Source organism: Bifidobacterium pullorum subsp. saeculare, from assembly GCF_016899725.1.
Lineage (GTDB): Bacteria > Actinomycetota > Actinomycetes > Actinomycetales > Bifidobacteriaceae > Bifidobacterium > Bifidobacterium pullorum_C.
In genome coordinates, this window is the sequence record NZ_JACLYU010000003.1 from 211,169 (window position 1) to 229,703 (window position 18,535).

The 18,535-nt window shown below is 68.2% G+C and carries 15 protein-coding genes; 2 read left to right on the forward strand and 13 right to left on the reverse strand.

Translation table 11 applies throughout. The features are described from left to right. Positions 1-7 precede the first annotated feature (7 nt). From sufD to H7U32_RS03560, 13 genes are all read right to left on the reverse strand, one after another. On the reverse strand, positions 8-1,237 hold the full coding sequence (gene sufD / locus H7U32_RS03500) for a Fe-S cluster assembly protein SufD (protein WP_204468107.1): 1,230 nt from the start codon (positions 1,235-1,237) through the stop codon (positions 8-10). A 4-nt stretch (positions 1,238-1,241) separates the two neighbouring features. Further along, positions 1,242-2,696 carry a Fe-S cluster assembly protein SufB gene (gene sufB, locus H7U32_RS03505; RefSeq protein WP_204468179.1) on the reverse strand — a complete coding sequence of 485 codons (1,455 nt, stop codon included), beginning with the start codon at positions 2,694-2,696 and terminating at the stop codon, positions 1,242-1,244. A 301-nt stretch (positions 2,697-2,997) separates the two neighbouring features. Next, positions 2,998-4,659: a CTP synthase gene (locus tag H7U32_RS03510; protein ID WP_204468109.1), complete on the reverse strand. Its 1,662-nt coding sequence runs from the start codon at positions 4,657-4,659 to the stop codon at positions 2,998-3,000. A 50-nt stretch (positions 4,660-4,709) separates the two neighbouring features. Continuing rightward, positions 4,710-5,882, reverse strand: a complete 1,173-nt coding sequence (rlmN, locus tag H7U32_RS03515) for a 23S rRNA (adenine(2503)-C(2))-methyltransferase RlmN (protein ID WP_204468111.1) — start codon at positions 5,880-5,882, stop codon at positions 4,710-4,712. Positions 5,883-5,895: 13 nt separating this feature from the next. Continuing rightward, complete coding sequence (locus H7U32_RS03520; protein WP_204468113.1) at positions 5,896-6,882, reverse strand: phosphatidate cytidylyltransferase; 987 nt, start codon at positions 6,880-6,882, stop codon at positions 5,896-5,898. A 188-nt stretch (positions 6,883-7,070) separates the two neighbouring features. Next, positions 7,071-7,625, reverse strand: a complete 555-nt coding sequence (frr, locus tag H7U32_RS03525; RefSeq protein ID WP_204468115.1) for a ribosome recycling factor — start codon at positions 7,623-7,625, stop codon at positions 7,071-7,073. 64 nt (positions 7,626-7,689) lie between these two features. Next, positions 7,690-8,439, reverse strand: coding sequence for a UMP kinase (gene pyrH, locus H7U32_RS03530; protein WP_204468117.1), 750 nt, complete (start codon positions 8,437-8,439; stop codon positions 7,690-7,692). 171 nt (positions 8,440-8,610) lie between these two features. Next, a complete protein-coding gene (gene tsf, locus H7U32_RS03535) occupies positions 8,611-9,462 on the reverse strand; it encodes a translation elongation factor Ts (RefSeq protein WP_204468119.1) in 852 nt (283 codons plus the stop codon). Between the two features lie 84 nt (positions 9,463-9,546). Beyond that, the gene (gene rpsB, locus H7U32_RS03540) at positions 9,547-10,371 is read right to left on the reverse strand and encodes a 30S ribosomal protein S2 (RefSeq protein WP_204468121.1); all 825 of its coding nucleotides are present in this window, start codon (positions 10,369-10,371) and stop codon (positions 9,547-9,549) included. Positions 10,372-10,612: 241 nt separating this feature from the next. Then, positions 10,613-11,098 (reverse strand): peptide deformylase, encoded by a 486-nt coding sequence (gene def / locus H7U32_RS03545; RefSeq protein WP_204468123.1) that lies wholly within the window; start codon positions 11,096-11,098, stop codon positions 10,613-10,615. A 5-nt stretch (positions 11,099-11,103) separates the two neighbouring features. Then, the gene (locus H7U32_RS03550; protein ID WP_204468124.1) at positions 11,104-13,203 is read right to left on the reverse strand and encodes an AMP-dependent synthetase/ligase; all 2,100 of its coding nucleotides are present in this window, start codon (positions 13,201-13,203) and stop codon (positions 11,104-11,106) included. A 33-nt stretch (positions 13,204-13,236) separates the two neighbouring features. Then, on the reverse strand, positions 13,237-13,776 hold the full coding sequence (locus H7U32_RS03555; RefSeq protein WP_204468126.1) for a hypothetical protein: 540 nt from the start codon (positions 13,774-13,776) through the stop codon (positions 13,237-13,239). 399 nt (positions 13,777-14,175) lie between these two features. After that, positions 14,176-15,297 carry a GuaB3 family IMP dehydrogenase-related protein gene (locus H7U32_RS03560; RefSeq protein WP_204468127.1) on the reverse strand — a complete coding sequence of 374 codons (1,122 nt, stop codon included), beginning with the start codon at positions 15,295-15,297 and terminating at the stop codon, positions 14,176-14,178. A 189-nt stretch (positions 15,298-15,486) separates the two neighbouring features. Between H7U32_RS03560 and H7U32_RS03565 the strand changes: the two genes are divergently transcribed. Both H7U32_RS03565 and H7U32_RS03570 read left to right on the forward strand, forming a co-directional pair. Then, a complete protein-coding gene (locus H7U32_RS03565) occupies positions 15,487-16,707 on the forward strand; it encodes an NADP-dependent isocitrate dehydrogenase (protein ID WP_204468128.1) in 1,221 nt (406 codons plus the stop codon). A gap of 224 nt (positions 16,708-16,931) precedes the next feature. Then, positions 16,932-18,518 carry a xylose ABC transporter gene (locus tag H7U32_RS03570; RefSeq protein WP_204468130.1) on the forward strand — a complete coding sequence of 529 codons (1,587 nt, stop codon included), beginning with the start codon at positions 16,932-16,934 and terminating at the stop codon, positions 18,516-18,518. Positions 18,519-18,535: the final 17 nt, after the last annotated feature.

Below are 18,535 nucleotides of genomic sequence, written 5' to 3' on the forward strand. Positions count from 1 at the left end.
TCGTCCGTTACTTCTCTTCGAGCACGCGGGCCATCGCGTCGCTTTCACCGCGTGCCAGGCGCCGGTCGACGGCGTCCATGAGATGGCCGGCGATGGCGGGGATGCCGATCTCGTCGACGAGCTCGCCGAAGAAGCCCCGCACGACGAGCTTGCGGGCCTCGGCCTCGGGGATGCCGCGGGACTGCAGGTAGAACAGCTCCTCGTCGTCGAAGCGGCCGACCGAGGAGGCGTGGCCGGCGCCGATGATGTTGCCGTTCTCGATCTCCAGGTTCGGCTCGGAGTCGGCGATGGCGCCGGGAGTGAGCACGAGGTTGCGGTTGAGCTCGTAGGAGTCGGTGCCGGGGGCGGTGGGCTCGATCAGGGCGTTGCCCACCCAGGCGGAGTGCGCGTCCTTGCCGGACAACGCGCCCTTGTACACGACGCGGCTCTTGCAGTCGGGGTGGTTGTGCACGACCATCGTGCGGTGCTCGACATGCTCGCCCGGATCGGCGAAGTAGATGCCGAGCATGGTCAGGTCGCCCTGCTCGCCGCCGAAGTCCTGGTCCATGCGCAGGCGCACCACGTCGCCGCCGAGGGTGACGACCGCATGGCGCAGCGAGGCGCCGGGGCCGACGTGGATGCGATGGCTGCCGACGTGCTTGGAGCCGGCGGACCATTCCTGGATGAACGTGGCGCTCACATGGCTGTCGCGGCCGGTCATGATCTCGACGCCCTCGGCGAGGCGCGCCTCGCCGTCGTGCTCGACGACGACGTCCGCGTGGACGCGGTCCGCGGCCACGATGACGAGGTGGAACGCGTCGGGCGCCAGCCCGGCGCCATGCACCCGCACCAGCACCGGGGCCCCGGGGTCCGCGGACAGCGTGAGCACGTGGGCCTGGCGCACGCTGTTCCATTCGACGGCGGCGGCGCGGTCGGACGGCTTGGAGACGGTGCCGGACGGGGCCTGCCCGATCGGCACGACGGTCCATGCGGCGCCGTCGGCCAGCGGGGAGCCGTCGATCATCGTCGCCTCGACCGCCGTGGCCCCGGACGGGGCGAAGGGCTCGAGGAACTCGGCGAGACGCTCCACCGGCGTGTAGCGCCAGTCGTCCTGCTTGCGGTCCGGCATCGCGAAGTCGGCGACGTCGAAGCTGCGGGGCGCGCGGTCGGCGCTCGACGGCATCGCGGCCGGCACCACGTACGGGTCGGAGGGATCCGCGACGGGGATATTGAGTTCTGCGTTCTTCTGTTCGGCCATGGGGTCAGCCCACCGATCCTTCCATCTGCAGTTCGACGAGTCTGTTGAGCTCGAGCGCGTATTCCATCGGCAGCTCGCGGCTGATCGGCTCGACGAAGCCGCGCACGATCATGCCCATGGCCTCCTCCTCGGACAGGCCGCGGCTCATGAGGTAGAACAGCTGGTCCTCGCTCACCTTGGAGACGGTGGCCTCGTGGGCCATCGACACGTCGTCCTCGCGCACGTCCACATGCGGATAGGTGTCAGAGCGGGAGAAGTCGTCCACGAGCAGCGCGTCGCACACGGTGGAGTTCGAGGATCCCTCCGCGCCCTTGACGATTTTGACGAGGCCGCGGTAGGCGGAGCGGCCGCCGCTGCGGGAAATCGACTTGGCCACGATCGTGGAGCTGGTGTGCGGGGCCAGGTGAATCATCTTGGCGCCGGTGTCCTGGTACTGGCCCTTGCCGGCGAAGCCCAGGGACATCGTCTCCGCCTTGGCGTACGGCTCCGCCAGGATGCAGGCGGGGTACTTCATCGTGGCCTTGGAACCGATGTTGCCGTCCACCCATTCCATCGTGCCGTGCTCCTTGACGTAGGCGCGCTGGGTGACCAGGTTGTACACGTTGTTCGACCAGTTCTGCACCGTGGTGTAGCGCACGCGGGCGTTCTTCTCGACGATGATCTCCACGATGGCGGCGTGCAGCGAGTCGGTGGAGTAGATCGGCGCGGTGCAGCCCTCGACGTAGTGGACGTAGGAGCCCTCGTCGGCGATGATGAGCGTGCGTTCGAACTGCCCCATGTTCGGCGTGTTGATGCGGAAGTATGCCTGCAGCGGGATGTCCACGTGCACGCCCTTGGGCACGTACACGAAGGAGCCGCCGGACCAGGCCGCGGTGTTGAGCGCGCCGAACTTGTTGTCCTCCGGCGGCACCACGGTGCCGAAGTACTTGCGCACCAGCTCGGGGTAGCGCTGGACGGCGGTGTCGGTGTCCACGAAGATGACGCCCTGCTTGGCCAGGTCCTCCTGGATGGAGTTGTAGATGACCTCGGACTCGTACTGGGCGGCCACGCCGGAGACGAGGCGCTTCTTCTCCGCCTCGGGGATGCCCAGGCGGTCATAGGTGTTGCGGATGTCCTCCGGCAGGTCCTCCCAGCTCTTGGCCTGCTCGCCCACCGGCTTGACATAGTACTTGAAGTCGTCGGCGTCGAAGCCCGTCAGGTCCACGCCCCAGTCGGGCATGGGCGTGTCGACGAAGGCGCGGTAGCCCTTGAGGCGCATGTCGAGCATCCAGTCGGGCTCGTGCTTGTCGGCGCTGATGGCGCGCACGACGTTCTCGTCGATGCCTTTCTTCGCGGCCTCGCCGGCGGCGTCCGAATCATGCCAGCCGTAGGTGTAGTCGCCGAATTGGGCGATGATCTCGTCATCCTGCTTAATCTTGTCCTCGTTGACGCGGTTGCGGTCGGCCACGTACTGGCTCATCTCCACGTCAGCCGCGGCTCCCCCGGAATCGACGGACGATCGCTGCGCGGTTTCGTCACTCACCGTCATATATCTCCTTTGCGGCCCGATGCTTGCGTTTCCAGCAGCCCAGACTAATCGAATGACGGCGCACACGCCAGAGTCCGCGGCAAAAATCCCACGCCACGGCTGTGACCTGGCTCACGGACAGGGCGCGCGCAGCCGCCTGCTGACGCGATGGGCCGCCATCCCCTGCTCGGGATGGCGGCCCATCGTCGTTTTTGACGGGGCCGGCGGCACGGCGCCGACGGACCCGTCAGGCTCAGCGTTCGCGCTGGTGGTCGAGCGCGGCGGAGACCAGGCCGGCGAACAGCGGATGCGGCTTGGTCGGGCGGCTCTTGAACTCCGGATGCGCCTGGGTGGCCACGTAGAACGGGTGCACCTCGCGCGGCAGCTCAACGAACTCGGTCAGGTTGCCGTCGGGGCTCTGGCCGGAGATGACCAGGCCGGCGTCCTCGATCGCCTGCTTGTACGCGACGTTCACCTCGTAGCGGTGGCGGTGGCGCTCGGTGACATGCGTGGTGCCGTACAGCTCGGCGACCAGCGAGCCCTCCTTGAGCTCGGCCGGGTAGGAGCCCAGGCGCATCGTGTGGCCCATGTCGCCATGGCCGGCGACGATGGCCTTCTGCTCCTCCATCGTGGCGATGACCGGGGTGGCGCAGTCCGGCTCGAACTCGGTGGAGTTCGCGTCCTCGAGGCCCATGACGTGGCGGGCGTACTCGATGACCATGGACTGCAGGCCCAGGCACAGGCCGAGGGCGGGCAGCTTGTGCTCGCGGGCGAACTTCAAGGCGCCGATCTTGCCGTCGATGCCGCGGATGCCGAAGCCGCCGGGCACGACGATGCCGTCGACCTGGTCGAGCGCGGCGGCCGCGCCCTCCTCGGTCTCGCATTTGTCGGCCGCGACCCACTTGACGTTCACCTTGGCCCAGTTGGCGAAGCCGCCGGCCTTGATGGCCTCGGTGACGGACAGGTAGGCGTCCGGCAGGTCGATGTACTTGCCGACGATCGCGATGTTCACCTCGTGCTTGGGATGGTGGACGCGCTCGAGCAGGTCCGCCCACTCGTCCCAGTCGACGTCGTGGAACGGCAGGCCCAGCTCGCGCACCACGTAGGCGTCGAGGCCCTCGTTGAACAGGATCTTCGGCACGTCGTAGATGCTCGGGGCGTCCACGCAGTTGACCACGCCCTCGGCGTCGACGTCGCACATGAGGCTGATCTTGTCCTTGATCGACTGGTTAAGCGGGCGGTCGGAACGCAGCACCAGCGCGTCGGGGCTGATGCCCAGCTGACGCAGCATCATCACGGAATGCTGGGTGGGCTTGGTCTTGAGCTCGTGGGCGGCGGAGATGTACGGCACCAGGGAGACGTGCACGAACATGCAGTTCTCCGGGCCCAGGTCGCGGCGCACCTCGCGGGCCGCCTCGAGGAAGGGCTGGGATTCGATGTCGCCGACGGTGCCGCCGATCTCGGTGATGATCACGTCCACGTCGTCGCCGGCCTGGGCGCGCATGCGGGACTTGATCTCGTTGGTGATGTGCGGGATCACCTGCACGCACTGGCCGAGGTATTCGCCGGCGCGCTCCTTGCGCAGCACCTCCTGGTAGATCTGGCCGGTGGTCACGTTCGCCTTCTGGGAGAGAAAGACGTCGAGGAAGCGCTCGTAGTGGCCGATGTCGAGGTCGGTCTCGGCGCCGTCCTCCGTCACGTACACCTCGCCGTGCTGGAACGGGTTCATGGTGCCGGGGTCGACGTTGATGTAGGGGTCCAGCTTCTGCTGGAGCACACGGATGCCACGCGAGCGCAGAAGGCGGCCGAGGGAGGATGCGGTCAGGCCCTTGCCAAGGGAGGAAACCACGCCGCCGGTGACGAAGATGTGCTTGGTGACGTGTTCCTGGGAATTGCCATGCTGTCTTCTAACCATGGAACTCCAGCGTATCATCGCCGCGTGACCCGGCGTGTTCCGCAGGTCCCTCAGCCGCGCTCCTTGGCGGCGAGCTGGCCGCAGGCGCCGTCGATGTCCTGGCCGCGGGTGTCGCGCATCGTGGCGGTGATGCCGGCCGCGTGGAGGATATCGAGGAAGCGGGCCTCGTCCTCGGGCTTGGAGGCCGTCCACTTGGAGCCCTCGATGGGGTTCAGCGGGATGGGGTTGACATGCGCCCAGTTGTCGCCGTAGTGGTTGAGGCGCTTGGCCAGCAGGCGGGCGTGCTCGGCCTGGTCGTTGATGCCGCGCATCAGCGCGTACTCGATCGAGACGCGGCGCTTGGAGGCGAGCCAGTAGTCGTGGGCGGCGTCGAGCACCTGCGTGGTGTCGAAGCGCTGGTTCATCGGCACGAGCTCGTCGCGCAGCTCGTCGCTGGGCGCGTGCAGGGAGACGGCCAGGCGCACCGGAAGGCCTTCGGCGGCGAGCCGGCGGATGCCGGGGACGACGCCGACGGTGCTGACGGTGATGTTGCGCGCGGAGATGCCGAAGCCCTCCGGCGGCAGGGCGCAGATCTGGCGCACGGCCGAGATCACGGAGTTGTAGTTGCCCATCGGCTCGCCCATGCCCATGAACACGATGTTGCTCAGGCGGCCGGGGCCTCCGGCGACCTCGCCGTCGCACATCATGCGGGCGGCCGCGCGCACCTGTTCGAGGATCTCGCCGGCGGACATGTTGCGGGTGAGCCCCAGCTTGCCGGTGGCGCAGAAGGGGCAGCCCATGCCGCAGCCGACCTGGCTGGAGATGCACAGCGTGGTGCGGGACGGGTAGCGCATGAGCACCGATTCGATGAGGGAGCCGTCGAACAGGCGCCACAGGGTTTTGACGGTGGTGCCCGCGTCGGCCACCTGGCGGGTGACCTCGTGGATGAGCTCGGGGAAGAACGCGGCGGCCGCGTCCGCGCGGACGGCGGCCGGCAGGTCGGTGAACTCGGCGGCGTCGGTGTCGAAGTGCGCGTAGTAGTGGTTGGCGAGCTGCTTGGCGCGGAAGGCGGGCATGCCGAGCTCCTTGGCGCGCTCGGCGCGCTGCGAGGGGGTCATGTCGGCGAAATGCAGCGGCGGCTTGCCGCGGCGGGCGTGGTCGCGCGACAGCACGTCGCGGAAGGGGCCGGTGGTGCCGCCGGGCGTGATGCCGGTCTCGGGGGCGTCGTTCGTGGTGTCGGTCATGGCGTTCTTCCTTTCACAGGCCGGTGGCCCACAGCAGGGCGCAGACGAACGGGGCGGTCATGAGGATCGAGTCGACGCGGTCCATCACGCCGCCGTGGCCTTTGAGCAGATGCCCCATGTCCTTGATGCCCAGGTCGCGTTTGATCATCGAGGCGCACAGGTCGCCGAAGGTGCCGACCACGCCGACGAGCACGCCCATGACGACGGGCACCCACCAGCGGGTGGCCCATGCGGAGGCGTCGTAGGTGCAGGCGAACACGGCGAAGGCGCCGGCCATCGCAAACAGGCAGGATCCGACGAGGCCCTCGACGGACTTCTTGGGGCTGATGCGCGGGGAGAGCTTGTGCTTGCCGAGCCAGGCGCCGGCGAACAGGCCGCCGGTGTCGGAGAGGGCGGGCAGGAACACGAACATGATGGCGTGCGCCACCGGGTGGCCGTGGAAGGTCAGCCCGATGATGATGGCCGAGGCGAGCAGCGGGATGTACAGCACGGTGAGCACGGACACGGCCACGTGGCTCAGGCGGCTGTGGTGCCGTTCGCCGCCCTCGTGGTTGAAGGAGGAGCCGAGGCGGGCGCCCGCGTCGGTGGCGGAGAGCTTGCCGGCCACCGCCAGCGACAGGCGGTTGCCGAAGCTCAGGCGCGCGGTGGCGGCGAGGGACACGAGGATGAGGGAGGCCATCACGCACAGGGACATCGTGGCGAGGTGGTACGGCGAATAATAGGTGCCGATGAGCGTGACGGCGGAGCATATCCAGAGCATGACGACGGGGATGTGCAGGCCGACGGTGGCGAAGTCGACGCGCAGCTCCCACAGGGCCAGCAGCATGAACACGACGACGAGCAGCACGAACAGGTCGATGCGGATGAGCAGGCAGGCGAGGATGGCCACGATGAGCACGATCGCGGTGCCGATGGCCTGGGGCATGTTGCGCCCGGTCCTCTTGTTGATGTTGTCGATGGTCTCCTCGGCCTCGTCGTGCAGCGACTCGTTGCGTCCCATCGGTCCCTCCCCGTCACGGAAAAATGCCTCATCCACTATAGCGGGTGGACTGGCGCGTCCCATGGTCCGCTCCCGCAAGGCGCCATGGGACCGGATGCGCGCGGGGCCGGCCGCCCCATGCTGGGTGTGCGGCCGGCCCCGTGCCTGGCGTCGGCGCGGCCTTCGTGACGGGGCCGCGCGGGGAGGCGTCAGACCTCCATGATCTCCTTCTGCTTGCCGTCGAGCAGGGTGTCGATCTCGTCGGTGACGGACTTGGTGACCTTGTCGAGGTCCTTGAGGAGGCGGTCGCCCTCGTCCTCGCCCATCTCGCCGTCCTTGACGGCCTTGTCGATGGTCTCCTTGGTCTTGCGGCGAATGTTGCGCACCGCGACCTTGCCTTCCTCGGCGCGCTCCTTGGCGAGCTTGACGTACTCCTTGCGGCGCTCCTCGGTGAGCTCCGGCATGGTCAGGCGGATGACGTTGCCGTCGCGGCGCGGGGAGGCGCCCAGGTCGGAATCGCGCAGCGCCTTCTCCACGGCGTTGGCCTGGGAGGCGTCGAAGGGGGTGACCGCCAGCGTGCGCGGCTCGGGCACGCCAATCGTGGCGACGGCCTTGAGCGGCGTCGGGGCGCCGTAGTAGTCCACGACGATGCCGTTGAGCAGGGCCGGGTTGGCGCGGCCGGTGCGGATGCCCGCGAAGTTGTCCTTGGTGTTGGCGACCGTCTTGGTCATCTGCTCCTTGGCCTGGTCGACGAGGTTTGCCATTGTTCGCTCCTTTGTGTGTGATGGTCTGTTGCTGGGATGCTCGATGCCCCGGATGCCCGGCGCGTCACTCGGCGATGCGCGAATGGGCGGTGGAGACGAGCGTGCCGAGGTCCTCGCCGACGAGGGCGCAGGTCACGTTGCCCGCTTCCTCGAGGCCGAAGACGCGGATCGGGGTGCGGTTGTCGCGCGCCATCGACAGCGCGGAGGCGTCCATGACGGCGAGGTTGTCCACGAGCGCGCGGTTGTAGCTCAGGGTCTCGTAGCGCTTCGCGTCGGGGTTCTTGCGCGGGTCGGCGGTGTACACGCCGTCGACGCCGTTCTTGCCCATGAGCACCTCCTCGCAGTGGATCTCGAGGGCACGCTGGATGGAGACGGTGTCGGTGGAGAAGTACGGCATGCCGGCGCCGGCACCGAAGATGACGACGCGTCCCTTCTCGAGGTGACGGATGGCCTTGAGTGGGATGTACGGCTCGGCGACCTGGCCCATGGTGATGGCGGTCTGCACGCGCGTGGCCTGGCCCTCCTGCTCCAGGAAGTCCTGGAGGGCGAGGCAGTTCATCACGGTGCCGAGCATGCCCATGTAGTCGCCGCGGGAGCGGTCGATGCCGGCCTGCTGGAGCTCGGCGCCGCGGAAGAAGTTGCCGCCGCCGACCACGATGGCTACCTGGACGCCCTGCGCGACGGCGGGTACGATCTCCTCGGCGATGCGGCGCACCACGTGGGTGTCGATGCCCACCTTGCCGCCGCCGAACGCCTCTCCGGACAACTTGAGCAATACGCGGCGCGGCTTGTCTCCTGCGTCTTCGACAGTCATTCGATGCCTTTCTCTCGGCCTTCCCAGGCTTAGGGCTGTATACCGGCTCACCAGCATATCGACGGCGGGCGACGCGCGGGCCCCGCAAAACGCGCGGGGCCCGCGCCCCGGGTGGGACGCGGGCCTCGCGTTGCGCAAACGGTCCGAAGACGGATCAGCGAGCGGTCAGGCTCACTCCTCCTCGCCCTTGCCGACCTCGACGCGGGCGAAGGCGATGGCCTTGCCGCCCACTTCCTTGAACAGGTCGCCGACGGTCTTGGACGGATCCTTGACGAACTGCTGCTCCAGGAGCACGGTCTCCTTGTAGAAGGCGTTGAGGCGGCCCTCGACGATCTTGGGGATGATCTTCTCCGGCTTGCCTTCGGCCTGGGACTTCTCGGTGGCGACGCGGGTCTCGGACTCGACCACGTCGGCCGGGACGTCCTCGCGGGTCAGCCACTTGGCGCCCATCGCGGAGATCTGCAGCGCGGCCTCGTGCGCGACGGCGGCGCCGGCCTTGTCGGTGGCGATCATCGCGACGATGCTCGGCGGCATCTCGGCGGACTTCTTGTGGGCGTAGATCTCGACGTGCTCGCCGGAGACCTTCGCGAACTGGCCGATCTTGATGTGCTCGCCGAAGGTGGAGGCCTCCTCCTTGACGAACTCCTCGACGGTGCCCTCGCCGGCCTTGGCGGCGTTCGCCTCGGCGGCGGAGTCGGCGCCGGCCTCGATGGCGTAGCCGAGCACGGTGTCGGCGAACTCGACGAACTTCGGGGTCTTGGCCACGAAGTCAGTCTCGGAGTTCAGCTCGATCGCGTAGCCGGTCTGGCCCTCGGCGGTCACGACGACCTTGGAGGCGATGGTGCCCTCCTGGGCCTTGCGGCCCTCGCGCTTGCCGGCCGCGGCGATGCCCTTGGCGCGGATGATCTCCTTGGCGCGGGCGACGTCGCCTTCGGCCTCGGTCAGGGCCTTCTTGACGTCGAGCATGCCGGCGCCGGTGTCCTCGCGGACCTGCTTGATCAGAGCGGCGGTAATAGCTGCCATGTTGTGCTCTCCCTGTTCGTTAGCGGAAAAACTTGGACGTGATGGGACCGGGGCCGCGCGGGATGCCCCGCGCGGCCCGACGGGTCACTCGGCCTTCGGGGCCTCGACCTCGGTCTCGGCGGACTCGGCGGCCGGAGCGGACTGGTTCTCCAGCAGGTCCTTCTCCCAGGCGGCCATCGGCTGCTCGGCGGACTCACCCTCGGCCTTGGCGGCCTTGCCGGAGCGCTCGAGCAGACCATCGGCGACGGCGTCGGCCATGAGCGTGGTCAGCAGCTCGATGCCGCGGATTGCGTCGTCATTGGCCGGGATCGGGTACTCGACGGACTCGGGGTCGGTGTTGGTGTCGACGATGGCGACGACCGGGATGCCCAGCTTGTGGGCCTCCTCGACGGCCAGCGCCTCCTTGTTGATGTCCACGACGAACATCGCGGAGGGGGTGCGGGTCATGTTACGGATGCCGCCCAGCTGCTTGGCCAGCTTGTCCTTCTCGCGCTCGAGGAGCAGCAGCTCCTTCTTGGTCAGGCCGGAGCCGTGCACGTCGGAGAAGTCCATCTCCTCGAGCTCCTTGAGGCGGGAGACGCGCTTGGAGACGGTCTGGAAGTTGGTCAGCATGCCGCCGAGCCAGCGCTCGGAGACGTAGGGCATGTTCACGCGGGTGGCCTGGGCCGCCACGGCCTCCTGGGCCTGCTTCTTGGTGCCGACGAAGAGCACGGTGCCGTTGTGGGCGACGGTGGTCTTGATGAAGTCGTACGCCTTGTCGATCATGTCGAGCGACTTGAACAGGTTGATGATGTGGATGCCGTTGCGCTGGGTGAGGATGTACTGCTTCATCTTCGGGTTCCAGCGGCGGGTCTGGTGGCCGAAGTGCAGGCCGGCCTTCAGCATCTCGCTCATGGTGATCTGAGCCATGGTATCGCTACCTCTTTCTTGTCGGTTCTTGCCTGGCCATGCGCACCTGCGTGCAACGCTCCCCGCTGGTGCGGGTTCGCGCCGACCGACACAGGCCGTCGCGGGCATGGCGCGTATTGGGTGGTGCGCCGGTAGGCATTGTTCGGGTGGTCCGGAGCGCCTGCGACCGCGCCCCTCGCCGGGGTGGCACACCGCATGCCACGATACGTGGGACGTTGGACCGGCCCCGGCGGCCGCGTTCTCAGCGGGCGGCCTGGCGCATCTGGCGCATCGCGGCGCGCCGCTCGTCCTTCTCCAGACGGTCGAGGTAGACGTGGCCGGCCAGGTGGTCGGTCTCGTGCTGGAGCATGCGGGCGAACAGGCCGTGGCCCTCGAGCACGACGGTTTTGCCATCGAGGTCGATGCCGCGCACGCGCGCGTACTCGGCGCGGCGGGTCTTGTACCACAGGCCGGGCACGGACAGGCAGCCCTCGTCGCCGTACTGCTCGCCGCTTGTTTCCTCGAGGACGGGGTTGAGCACATAGCCGATCTTGCCGTCGATGTTGTAGGAGAAGGCGCGCAGGCCCACGCCGATCTGGTTGGCGGACAGGCCGGCGCGGCCGGGGTCGTCCACGGTCTCCAGCAAATCGTCCACCAGACGGCGGACGGCGGGCGTGATCTCCTTGATCTCGTCGCAGGGCGTGCGCAGCACGGGGTCGGGCACGACGCGGATCTGACGCATGGACACGGTGGTTACTCCTTCTCGGTCTCGTTCCTCTGGCCGGCGGCCGGGGCCGACGGGACTCCGCCGTCGGCGGACGGGGCGTTCTGGCCGGCCCCGTCGGAGGCATCACCGACGGGGCCGGCCCCGTCGTCCTCCTCGTGCTGCCGCTTGATCTTCTCGGACACGCTAGCAAGCGAATCCGACACGTTGGCCTTGGCCTGCTCGTAGGCCTGGGTCATGTTCTCGGCGGCCTGGCGGGCGGTTTCGGAGGTGCGGTCGAGAATCCGCACGGTGGCCGGCAGCGGCCGGGCGGCGGCCTTGGGGGCGTACAGCTCGCCGTCGATGACGCCGGCGTAGCGTTCCAGCACCTTGGGGCGGACGACCTTCATGCTCGGGGTGAGCGTGCCGGTCTCCTGGCTGAACTCCTCGTCGAGGATGGCGAATTTGCGCACGGATTCGGCGCGCGAGACGTTCGCGTTCGCCTGGTCCACGTACTGCTGGACGAAGGAGCGCACCGCGTCGTTGCGCGCCGCCTCGGCCATCGGCATGTCCGCGTCGAGGCCGCGGGAGGCGAGCCAGGAGCGCGTCATCTCGGGGTCGAGCTCGATGAGCGCGGAGATGAACGGACGGCCGTCGCCGATGACGACGGCGTGGCTGACAATCGGGCAGGTGCCGATGACGTCCTCCATCGGGGCAGGGCTGACGTTCTTGCCGCCGGCGGTGATGATGACGTCCTTCTTGCGGCCGGTGATGAACACGTAGCCGTTGTCGTCGATGGTGCCGAGGTCGCCGGATTTGATCCAGCCGTCGGCGGTCATCGTCTCGGCGGTGAGCTCGGGCTGCTTGTAGTAGCCGAGGAACACGTTGGGACCCATGAGCTGCAGCTCGCCGTCGTCGGCGACGCGCACGCCCATGCCCGGGCCGGGCTTGCCGACGGAGCCGACCTCGTTGTCCGCGGCCCAGCACACGAGCATCGGGGCGGCGGTCTCCGTCATGCCGTAGCCCTGGATGAACGTGATGCCGTCCATGCCGTTGAAGAAATGCGCCAGGTCCGCATTCAGCGGCGCGCCGCCGCAGGCCAGGTACCTGAGGTTCGGCCCCAGCGCGGAGCGGATGGAGGCGCCGACGGTGCGCATGTAGAAGAGGTGCTCGGCCCGGGCCCGCAGGCTGTGGCCCTGGCCGGCCTGGTCGTCCTTCGACCACTGGGCGAAATGCGCGTAGGCGCGGGCGAAGATGCGTCCGGCGATGCCGTTGCCCGCCTTCTGCGAGGCGGCGTTGTACACCTTCTCGAAGACGCGGGGCACGCCGAGCAGATATGTGGGCTTGAAGGAGCGCAGGTCGGCGAGCAGGTGGGCGGCGCCGGGCAGGTAGCCGACGACGCCGTGCCCGCCGATGGCCACGTACTGGATGTAGCGGGCGAAGCAGTGCGCCAGGGGCAGGAACAGCATGAGGCGGTTCGGCCGGTAGAGCATGTCCTCCAGGACGATGTAGCCGTTCTTGACGATGTGGGTGAAGTTGCGGTGGGAGAGCATCGCGCCCTTCGGCTTGCCGGTGGAACCGGAGGTGTGCACGATGGTGGCCATGTCGTCCGCCTTGACGCGGGCGATGGCGCGGTCGAGGTCGTCGTCGGAGACGGCGGCGCCGAAGTCCGCGACAGCATCCAGACCGTCGGCGGCGAAGTTGAACACGTACTTGAGAGCCGGGTCGGCGGAGCGCACCTGCTCCAGCGTCTGGGCGTGGGCGTCGTCGCCGGCGAAGGCGATCATCGGCTCGGTCTCGGCGATGATGCCCGCGGCCTGGCGGGCGGAGTCGGTCTCGTAGATCGGCACGCTCACCACGCCGATGGCGGCGCAGGCGAAGTCGACGACGCCCCACTCGTAGCAGGTGGAGGCGTAGATGGCGACCATCGTGCCGGGCCGGGCGCCCAGACCCATGAGGCCCTTGGCGATGGCGCGCACACGGGCGAGCATCTCGCCGGCGGTCACGTCATGCCAGGCGCGGGTCCGCCGGTCCTGCCACTGGGCGATGAGGTCGTCGGGGTCGGCTTCGGCGCGGTCGGCGAGCAGCGAGAAGATCGTGTCATCCTCGGTGGTGACATATGCGGGGTCGGAAATGTACTCACGAAGCATGTCCCCAACTATAGGCCCGGCCGGCCCGCGCCGTCATCCCATGTCGGCGAAGGTGCACTTCCAGATGCCGCCGAAGCGGTTCAGCTTGACGTTGGACAGGTAGATGACACCGCCGATGGTCAGCGCGGAGTCCATCTCGAGACTGGTGGGGTTGACGAGCATGCCGTTGAGCCACACCGGCACGACCGGCATCCGGGTGAAGCTGTCGAGCATCCGCTTGTCCTTGAGCATGTGATGGTCGAGCAGGCGGGCCATCAGCCGCATCCGGTCCAGGCATTCGTCGGTGACGACCTTCCTCAGGCGGTCCGGGTCGAGCCGCCCGCGCAGCACATCCGCCGTGTAGCAGGCGATCCGGCACGCGTGCAGGGCCAGGCTGTGGCATTGGTCGGCGAAGCTGTCCCCCGGGAACACGCAGGCGATGTGATAGGGCACCGCGCCGCCCGCGAAACCCACCGCAAGGCTGCCCTCGTAGACGTGCAGATCCCCCGGCGAGGGAATTCCATCATATGTGGATTGACGGTGCTCGGACTGATGGTATGCGAACTGACTCGGCATGGAAGAACTACGGTCCATGATCCAGCTTCCTTTCCCCGGTCGCCTTGGCGGCGACCAAAATCTCACCACACCACCGAACGCCGTCACCGTCAAATCCGAGGCATCCCCCCGTATCAGGGAGCCCCGGACCGGGAAGGGGGTGTCTGTCTCACGATGTGACCGTTGCGTGCGGGTTGCGCGATGGATCGGCCGTGGATGATCGGTTTGCGTCGCGGTTGCGCGATGGCGACGGGGAAGTTCGGGGCAATGACGCGACACGCCCGGAGTCCGCGTGACATGCCCGGTGCCATGCCCCTCCCCTCCCCCGCGCCATCGTTCCTACGCCTCAGACGACGACGGGGCGGCCCTCCCGTCCGGGAGGACCGCCCCGTGAAGCACTGGAGCGGGCCGCCTGTCAGCCGGCGGCCCGCGGCGCCGTCACCTGCCGTAGGGCGTGACCACGACGCCGCACTTCTGGAACCCCTTGAGGTCCACGTAGCCGGTGGACGCCATCGCGCGGCGCAGCGCGCCGATGAAGTTCGTGGAGCCGTCGGCGGTGTGGCTGGGGCCGTACAGCACCTGCTCCAGCGGCGCGACGGTGCCGACGACGGTGCGGAAGCCACGCGGCAGCGTCTGGTGGCGGGCCTCGGCGCCCCAATGGGTGCCATGGCCGGGGGCCTCGGTGGCCCGGGCGAGCGGGGAGCCGAGCATGACGGCATCCGCGCCGAGCGCCAGCGCCTTGACAAAGCTGCCGGAATCGCCCATGCCGCCGTCGGCGATGACCTGCACATAGCGGCCGCCGGACTCGTCCATGTAGTCGCGGCGGGCCTCGGCCACATCGGCGATGGCGGTGGCCATCGGCGCGGTGACGCCCAGCGTGGCGCGGGTGGCGGAGACGGCGCCGCCGCCGAAGCCGACGAGCACGCCCGCGGCGCCGGCGCGCATCAGGTGCAGGGCGGCGGTGTAGTTGGCGGCGCCGCCGACGATGACGGGCACGTCGAGGTCGTAGATGAACTGCTTGAGGTTGAGCGGCTCGTGGTCCTGGCTCACATGCTCGGCGGAGACGACCGTGCCGCGGATGACGAACAGGTCGACGCCGGCGTCGACCACGATGGAGTAGAACTGCTGGACGCGCTGGGGCGACAGGGATCCGGCGACGGTCACGCCGGCGCTGCGGATCTCATGCAGCCGCGCCGTGATGAGCTCGGATTTGATTGGCTCGGCGTAAATCTCCTGGATGCGCTTGGTCGCGCTCTCGGCAGGCAGGTCGGCGATCTCGGCCAGCAGCGGCTCCGGATTCTCGTAGCGGGTCCACAGGCCCTCGAGGTCCAGCACGCCGAGGGCACCGAGCCGACCCATCGCGATGGCGGTGGCGGGGCTGGTCACGGAGTCCATTGGGGCGCCGATGACCGGCACGTCGAATTCGTAGGCGTCGATTTGCCAGGTGGTGGAGACGTCCTGCGGGTCGCGGGTGCGTCGGGAGGGGACGATGGAGACGTCGTCGAGGGCGTAGGCCAAACGGCCTTTCTTGCCCAGTCCAATTTCGATTTCCTGAGACATGCTTCCAAGGCTAATACCCGTCCACGTCATCGCACGGGGCGACACGGGGCGCCGTCCACATTGTCGAACGGGGCACACGCAGGACACATCGATGCGGTAGAGATGGACTGCGGATGCCGGGGCCCCGCCGTCGCCTACGCCGGGCGGACGGCCCCGTCTCCCCCATAGCACCGCACGACAGGAGGAAGCATGGCCAAGATCAAGGTCGAGGGGAAGGTCGTCGAGCTCGACGGCGACGAGATGACCCGCGTCATCTGGAAGGACATCAAGGACCGTCTGATCCTGCCGTACCTGGACATCGACCTCGACTACTACGACCTGGGCATCGAGAACCGCGACGCCACCGACGACCAGGTGACCATCGATGCGGCCAACGCCATCAAGCGCGAGCATGTGGGCGTCAAATGCGCCACCATCACGCCCGACGAGGCCCGTGTCAAGGAGTTCGGGCTGAAGAAGATGTGGAAGTCCCCCAACGGCACGATCCGCAACATCCTGGGCGGCACCATCTTCCGCGAGCCCATCGTGATGAGCAACGTGCCGCGTCTCGTGCCCGGTTGGACCAAGCCGATCGTGGTGGCCCGCCACGCCTTCGGCGACCAGTACAAGGCCACCGACTTCAAGGTGCCGGGCGCGGGGCGCCTGACCGTCACCTTCACGCCCGCGGACGGCTCCGAACCCATCGAGCACGTGGTGTACGACTACGGCGCCGACGGCGGCGTGGCGCAGGTGCAGTACAACGTCAACGACTCCATCCGCGGCTTCGCTCGCGCCTGCTTCAACTACGGCCTCATGCGCCACTACCCGGTGTACCTGTCCACGAAGAACACGATCCTCAAGGCCTATGACGGCCAGTTCAAGGACATCTTCGCCGAGGTGTACGAGACCGAGTACAAGGACCGCTTCGAGGCTGAGGGCCTGACCTACGAGCACCGTCTCATCGACGACATGGTCGCCAGCTCGCTCAAATGGCATGGCGGCTACATCTGGGCGTGCAAGAACTACGACGGCGACGTGCAGTCCGATTCCGTGGCCCAAGGCTTCGGCTCGCTGGGGCTCATGACCTCGGTGCTCATGACGCCGGACGGCCAGACCGTGGAGGCGGAGGCCGCGCACGGCACCGTGACGCGCCACTACCGCCGCTGGCTCAAGGGTGAGAAGACCTCGACGAACCCCATCGCCTCCATCTTCGCGTGGACCGGCGGGCTCAAGCACCGCGCCGACCTCGATGGCACGCCCGAGGTGCGCCACTTCGCCGAGACGCTGGAGAAGGTCATCGTCAACACTGTCGAAGGCGGCCAGATGACCAAGGACCTCGCCATGCTCATCGGCCCCGACCAGCCTTGGCTCGACACCGAGGGCTTCATGGACGCGCTCAGCGACAATCTCGCCAAGGCCCTCGAAGCCTGAGACGGCGCTGGGCCTACGCGGCATGGCGCATGACCCATGCCCAGCCCCGTCACTTCATCCGGCCCCGTCGCCCTATCCGGGCGGCGGGGCGTCGTGCGTCAGGCCCCGCGCGCCGTCGGTCTCGTGGCGGACGGGGCGCCCGGGAGGCCGGGGCCACCGCTCGGCACGGCGCGTTACAATCGCCACAGCAAGCCGCCCGGCCAATCCTAGGAAAGGAACGTCGCATGCGCCCGCATGGCCCCTCCCTCGCGCTCCGTGTCGCCTCCATCGCCGCAGGCATCGCGCTGACGCTCCCCCTGGCGGGCTGCGGGCCGCGCCAGGCCGCCCCCGTTCCTGACCATGTCGTCGAAACGACGTCCGGGCATGGGAACGTCGCCATCTTCACGCCATCGGACGGCATCACAGTCTCCCAGCACACGCCGGCGAACAAATGGGACAAGCTCGTGCCGGAGATCACCAAGGAGCTCAAGGCGCTGGGCTTCAAAGGAAACGACATCCACGCCGTCTCCTCCTCCGGATTGGACCGACAGAGCCGCGACCTGCAGGATTACGTCGTCGACCACGTGACCGACACGGACGGGCAGAAGAAGGACGACACCCCGATGACGCTGGTCGTCGCCCCCGCGGCGGACGCCGACGATGTGACCCGCCAATACGGTGACTTCGCCGGGCAGACCATCGCCCCGTCCGGTGACGGCGCGGACCAGAAGACCGCGGACGGAGACGCCGACGGCGCCGCATCCGACGATGGCAAGCAGGCCGGAGCCGACGAGGCGGAGGACTCCGGCACGGACGAGGACGCGAAGCGGGACGCCGCCATCGACCGGCTGGTCTCCGCCCTCGACCTGGCGAAGGACAACGGCATGCACGTGGTGGTGCTGTCGAACGCGGTGAAGGGCGTCTCCGCCGACGCTTTCGTGCGCATGGCCACGGCCGAACTCATCGGACGGGCCCAGGCGCAGCAGCTCGTCGACAAACTCCAACTGGTCAAGACCAGCCCGGACAATCCCAAGGTCATCGAAGTGCTCCTGCCCTATGACCCCGATGGCGGCGCGGCGTCCGACGCCTTCGCCGCGGAGGCGTTCGCCGGGGTGTGGAAGGTGCTGGAACCTTACTTCCGCGATGGCAGGACGGTGAGCGCCTCGGGCACGCTGACGGCGGACAGCAAGAACGCGGATTGGCGCCAGGTGGCGTTCGACGGACGCAAGGCCGACCTGGTCAGGAAGGAACTCGGCGCCAGGCTCGCCTCGGATGACGGCGAGGTGCAAAAGATCGACGGCATCGTCGCGATGAATGACTTCGTCGCCTCGGCGACGGTCGACGAGCTCGCCGAACTCGGCTACCAGGGGTCCGCGGCCGATATCAACCCCACCATCACCATCGGCGGAATCGTCGGCTCGATCGCCGGCCGCCGGGACCTCAAGCGTGGCGCCGTGCCCGATCCGATCAAGTCCCCGGAGAACGACGACGCCGCGGCCGACGGCGACGGCGCGGCGAAGGCCGATGCGTCCCGCTGGCCCATCGTCACCGGCTACGGCGGGTATCTCGATGCGATGCCGCGCATCGTGGAAGGCAAGCAGTGGATGACCGCGCTCACAAACCGCAAGCAGCTCGCCGCCGACATCGCCACGGTGTGCGACAGACTCAACCGCGGGCAGTCGCTCGACTCGCTCGCCTCGGTGTCCCAAGGCAAGGTGGCGGGCGCCGGCACCGCCATCGTCAGCGAGGACCTGCTCGCCGTCAACGCCTCGAATCTCAAGGAGGCGCTTATCGACCCAGGCTACATCTCGATGGCCGACGCGGGCCTGTGACCATTGGCCGGCAGGCT

What these genes read in the sequence shown, in the direction of transcription:
- pyrH (WP_204468117.1), bottom strand. Translation starts at nt 8,439, where the DNA reads ATGACTGTCGAAGACGCAGGAGACAAGCCGCGCCGCGTATTGCTCAAG.
- H7U32_RS03550 (WP_204468124.1), bottom strand. Translation starts at nt 13,203, where the DNA reads ATGCTTCGTGAGTACATTTCCGACCCCGCATATGTCACCACCGAGGAT.
- H7U32_RS03560 (WP_204468127.1), bottom strand. Translation starts at nt 15,297, where the DNA reads ATGTCTCAGGAAATCGAAATTGGACTGGGCAAGAAAGGCCGTTTGGCC.
- H7U32_RS03510 (WP_204468109.1), bottom strand. Translation starts at nt 4,659, where the DNA reads ATGGTTAGAAGACAGCATGGCAATTCCCAGGAACACGTCACCAAGCAC.
- rpsB (WP_204468121.1), bottom strand. Translation starts at nt 10,371, where the DNA reads ATGGCTCAGATCACCATGAGCGAGATGCTGAAGGCCGGCCTGCACTTC.
- sufB (WP_204468179.1), bottom strand. Translation starts at nt 2,696, where the DNA reads ATGAGCCAGTACGTGGCCGACCGCAACCGCGTCAACGAGGACAAGATT.
- sufD (WP_204468107.1), bottom strand. Translation starts at nt 1,237, where the DNA reads ATGGCCGAACAGAAGAACGCAGAACTCAATATCCCCGTCGCGGATCCC.
- H7U32_RS03555 (WP_204468126.1), bottom strand. Translation starts at nt 13,776, where the DNA reads ATGGACCGTAGTTCTTCCATGCCGAGTCAGTTCGCATACCATCAGTCC.
- frr (WP_204468115.1), bottom strand. Translation starts at nt 7,625, where the DNA reads ATGGCAAACCTCGTCGACCAGGCCAAGGAGCAGATGACCAAGACGGTC.
- H7U32_RS03565 (WP_204468128.1), top strand. Translation starts at nt 15,487, where the DNA reads ATGGCCAAGATCAAGGTCGAGGGGAAGGTCGTCGAGCTCGACGGCGAC.
- H7U32_RS03520 (WP_204468113.1), bottom strand. Translation starts at nt 6,882, where the DNA reads ATGGGACGCAACGAGTCGCTGCACGACGAGGCCGAGGAGACCATCGAC.
- H7U32_RS03570 (WP_204468130.1), top strand. Translation starts at nt 16,932, where the DNA reads ATGCGCCCGCATGGCCCCTCCCTCGCGCTCCGTGTCGCCTCCATCGCC.
- tsf (WP_204468119.1), bottom strand. Translation starts at nt 9,462, where the DNA reads ATGGCAGCTATTACCGCCGCTCTGATCAAGCAGGTCCGCGAGGACACC.
- rlmN (WP_204468111.1), bottom strand. Translation starts at nt 5,882, where the DNA reads ATGACCGACACCACGAACGACGCCCCCGAGACCGGCATCACGCCCGGC.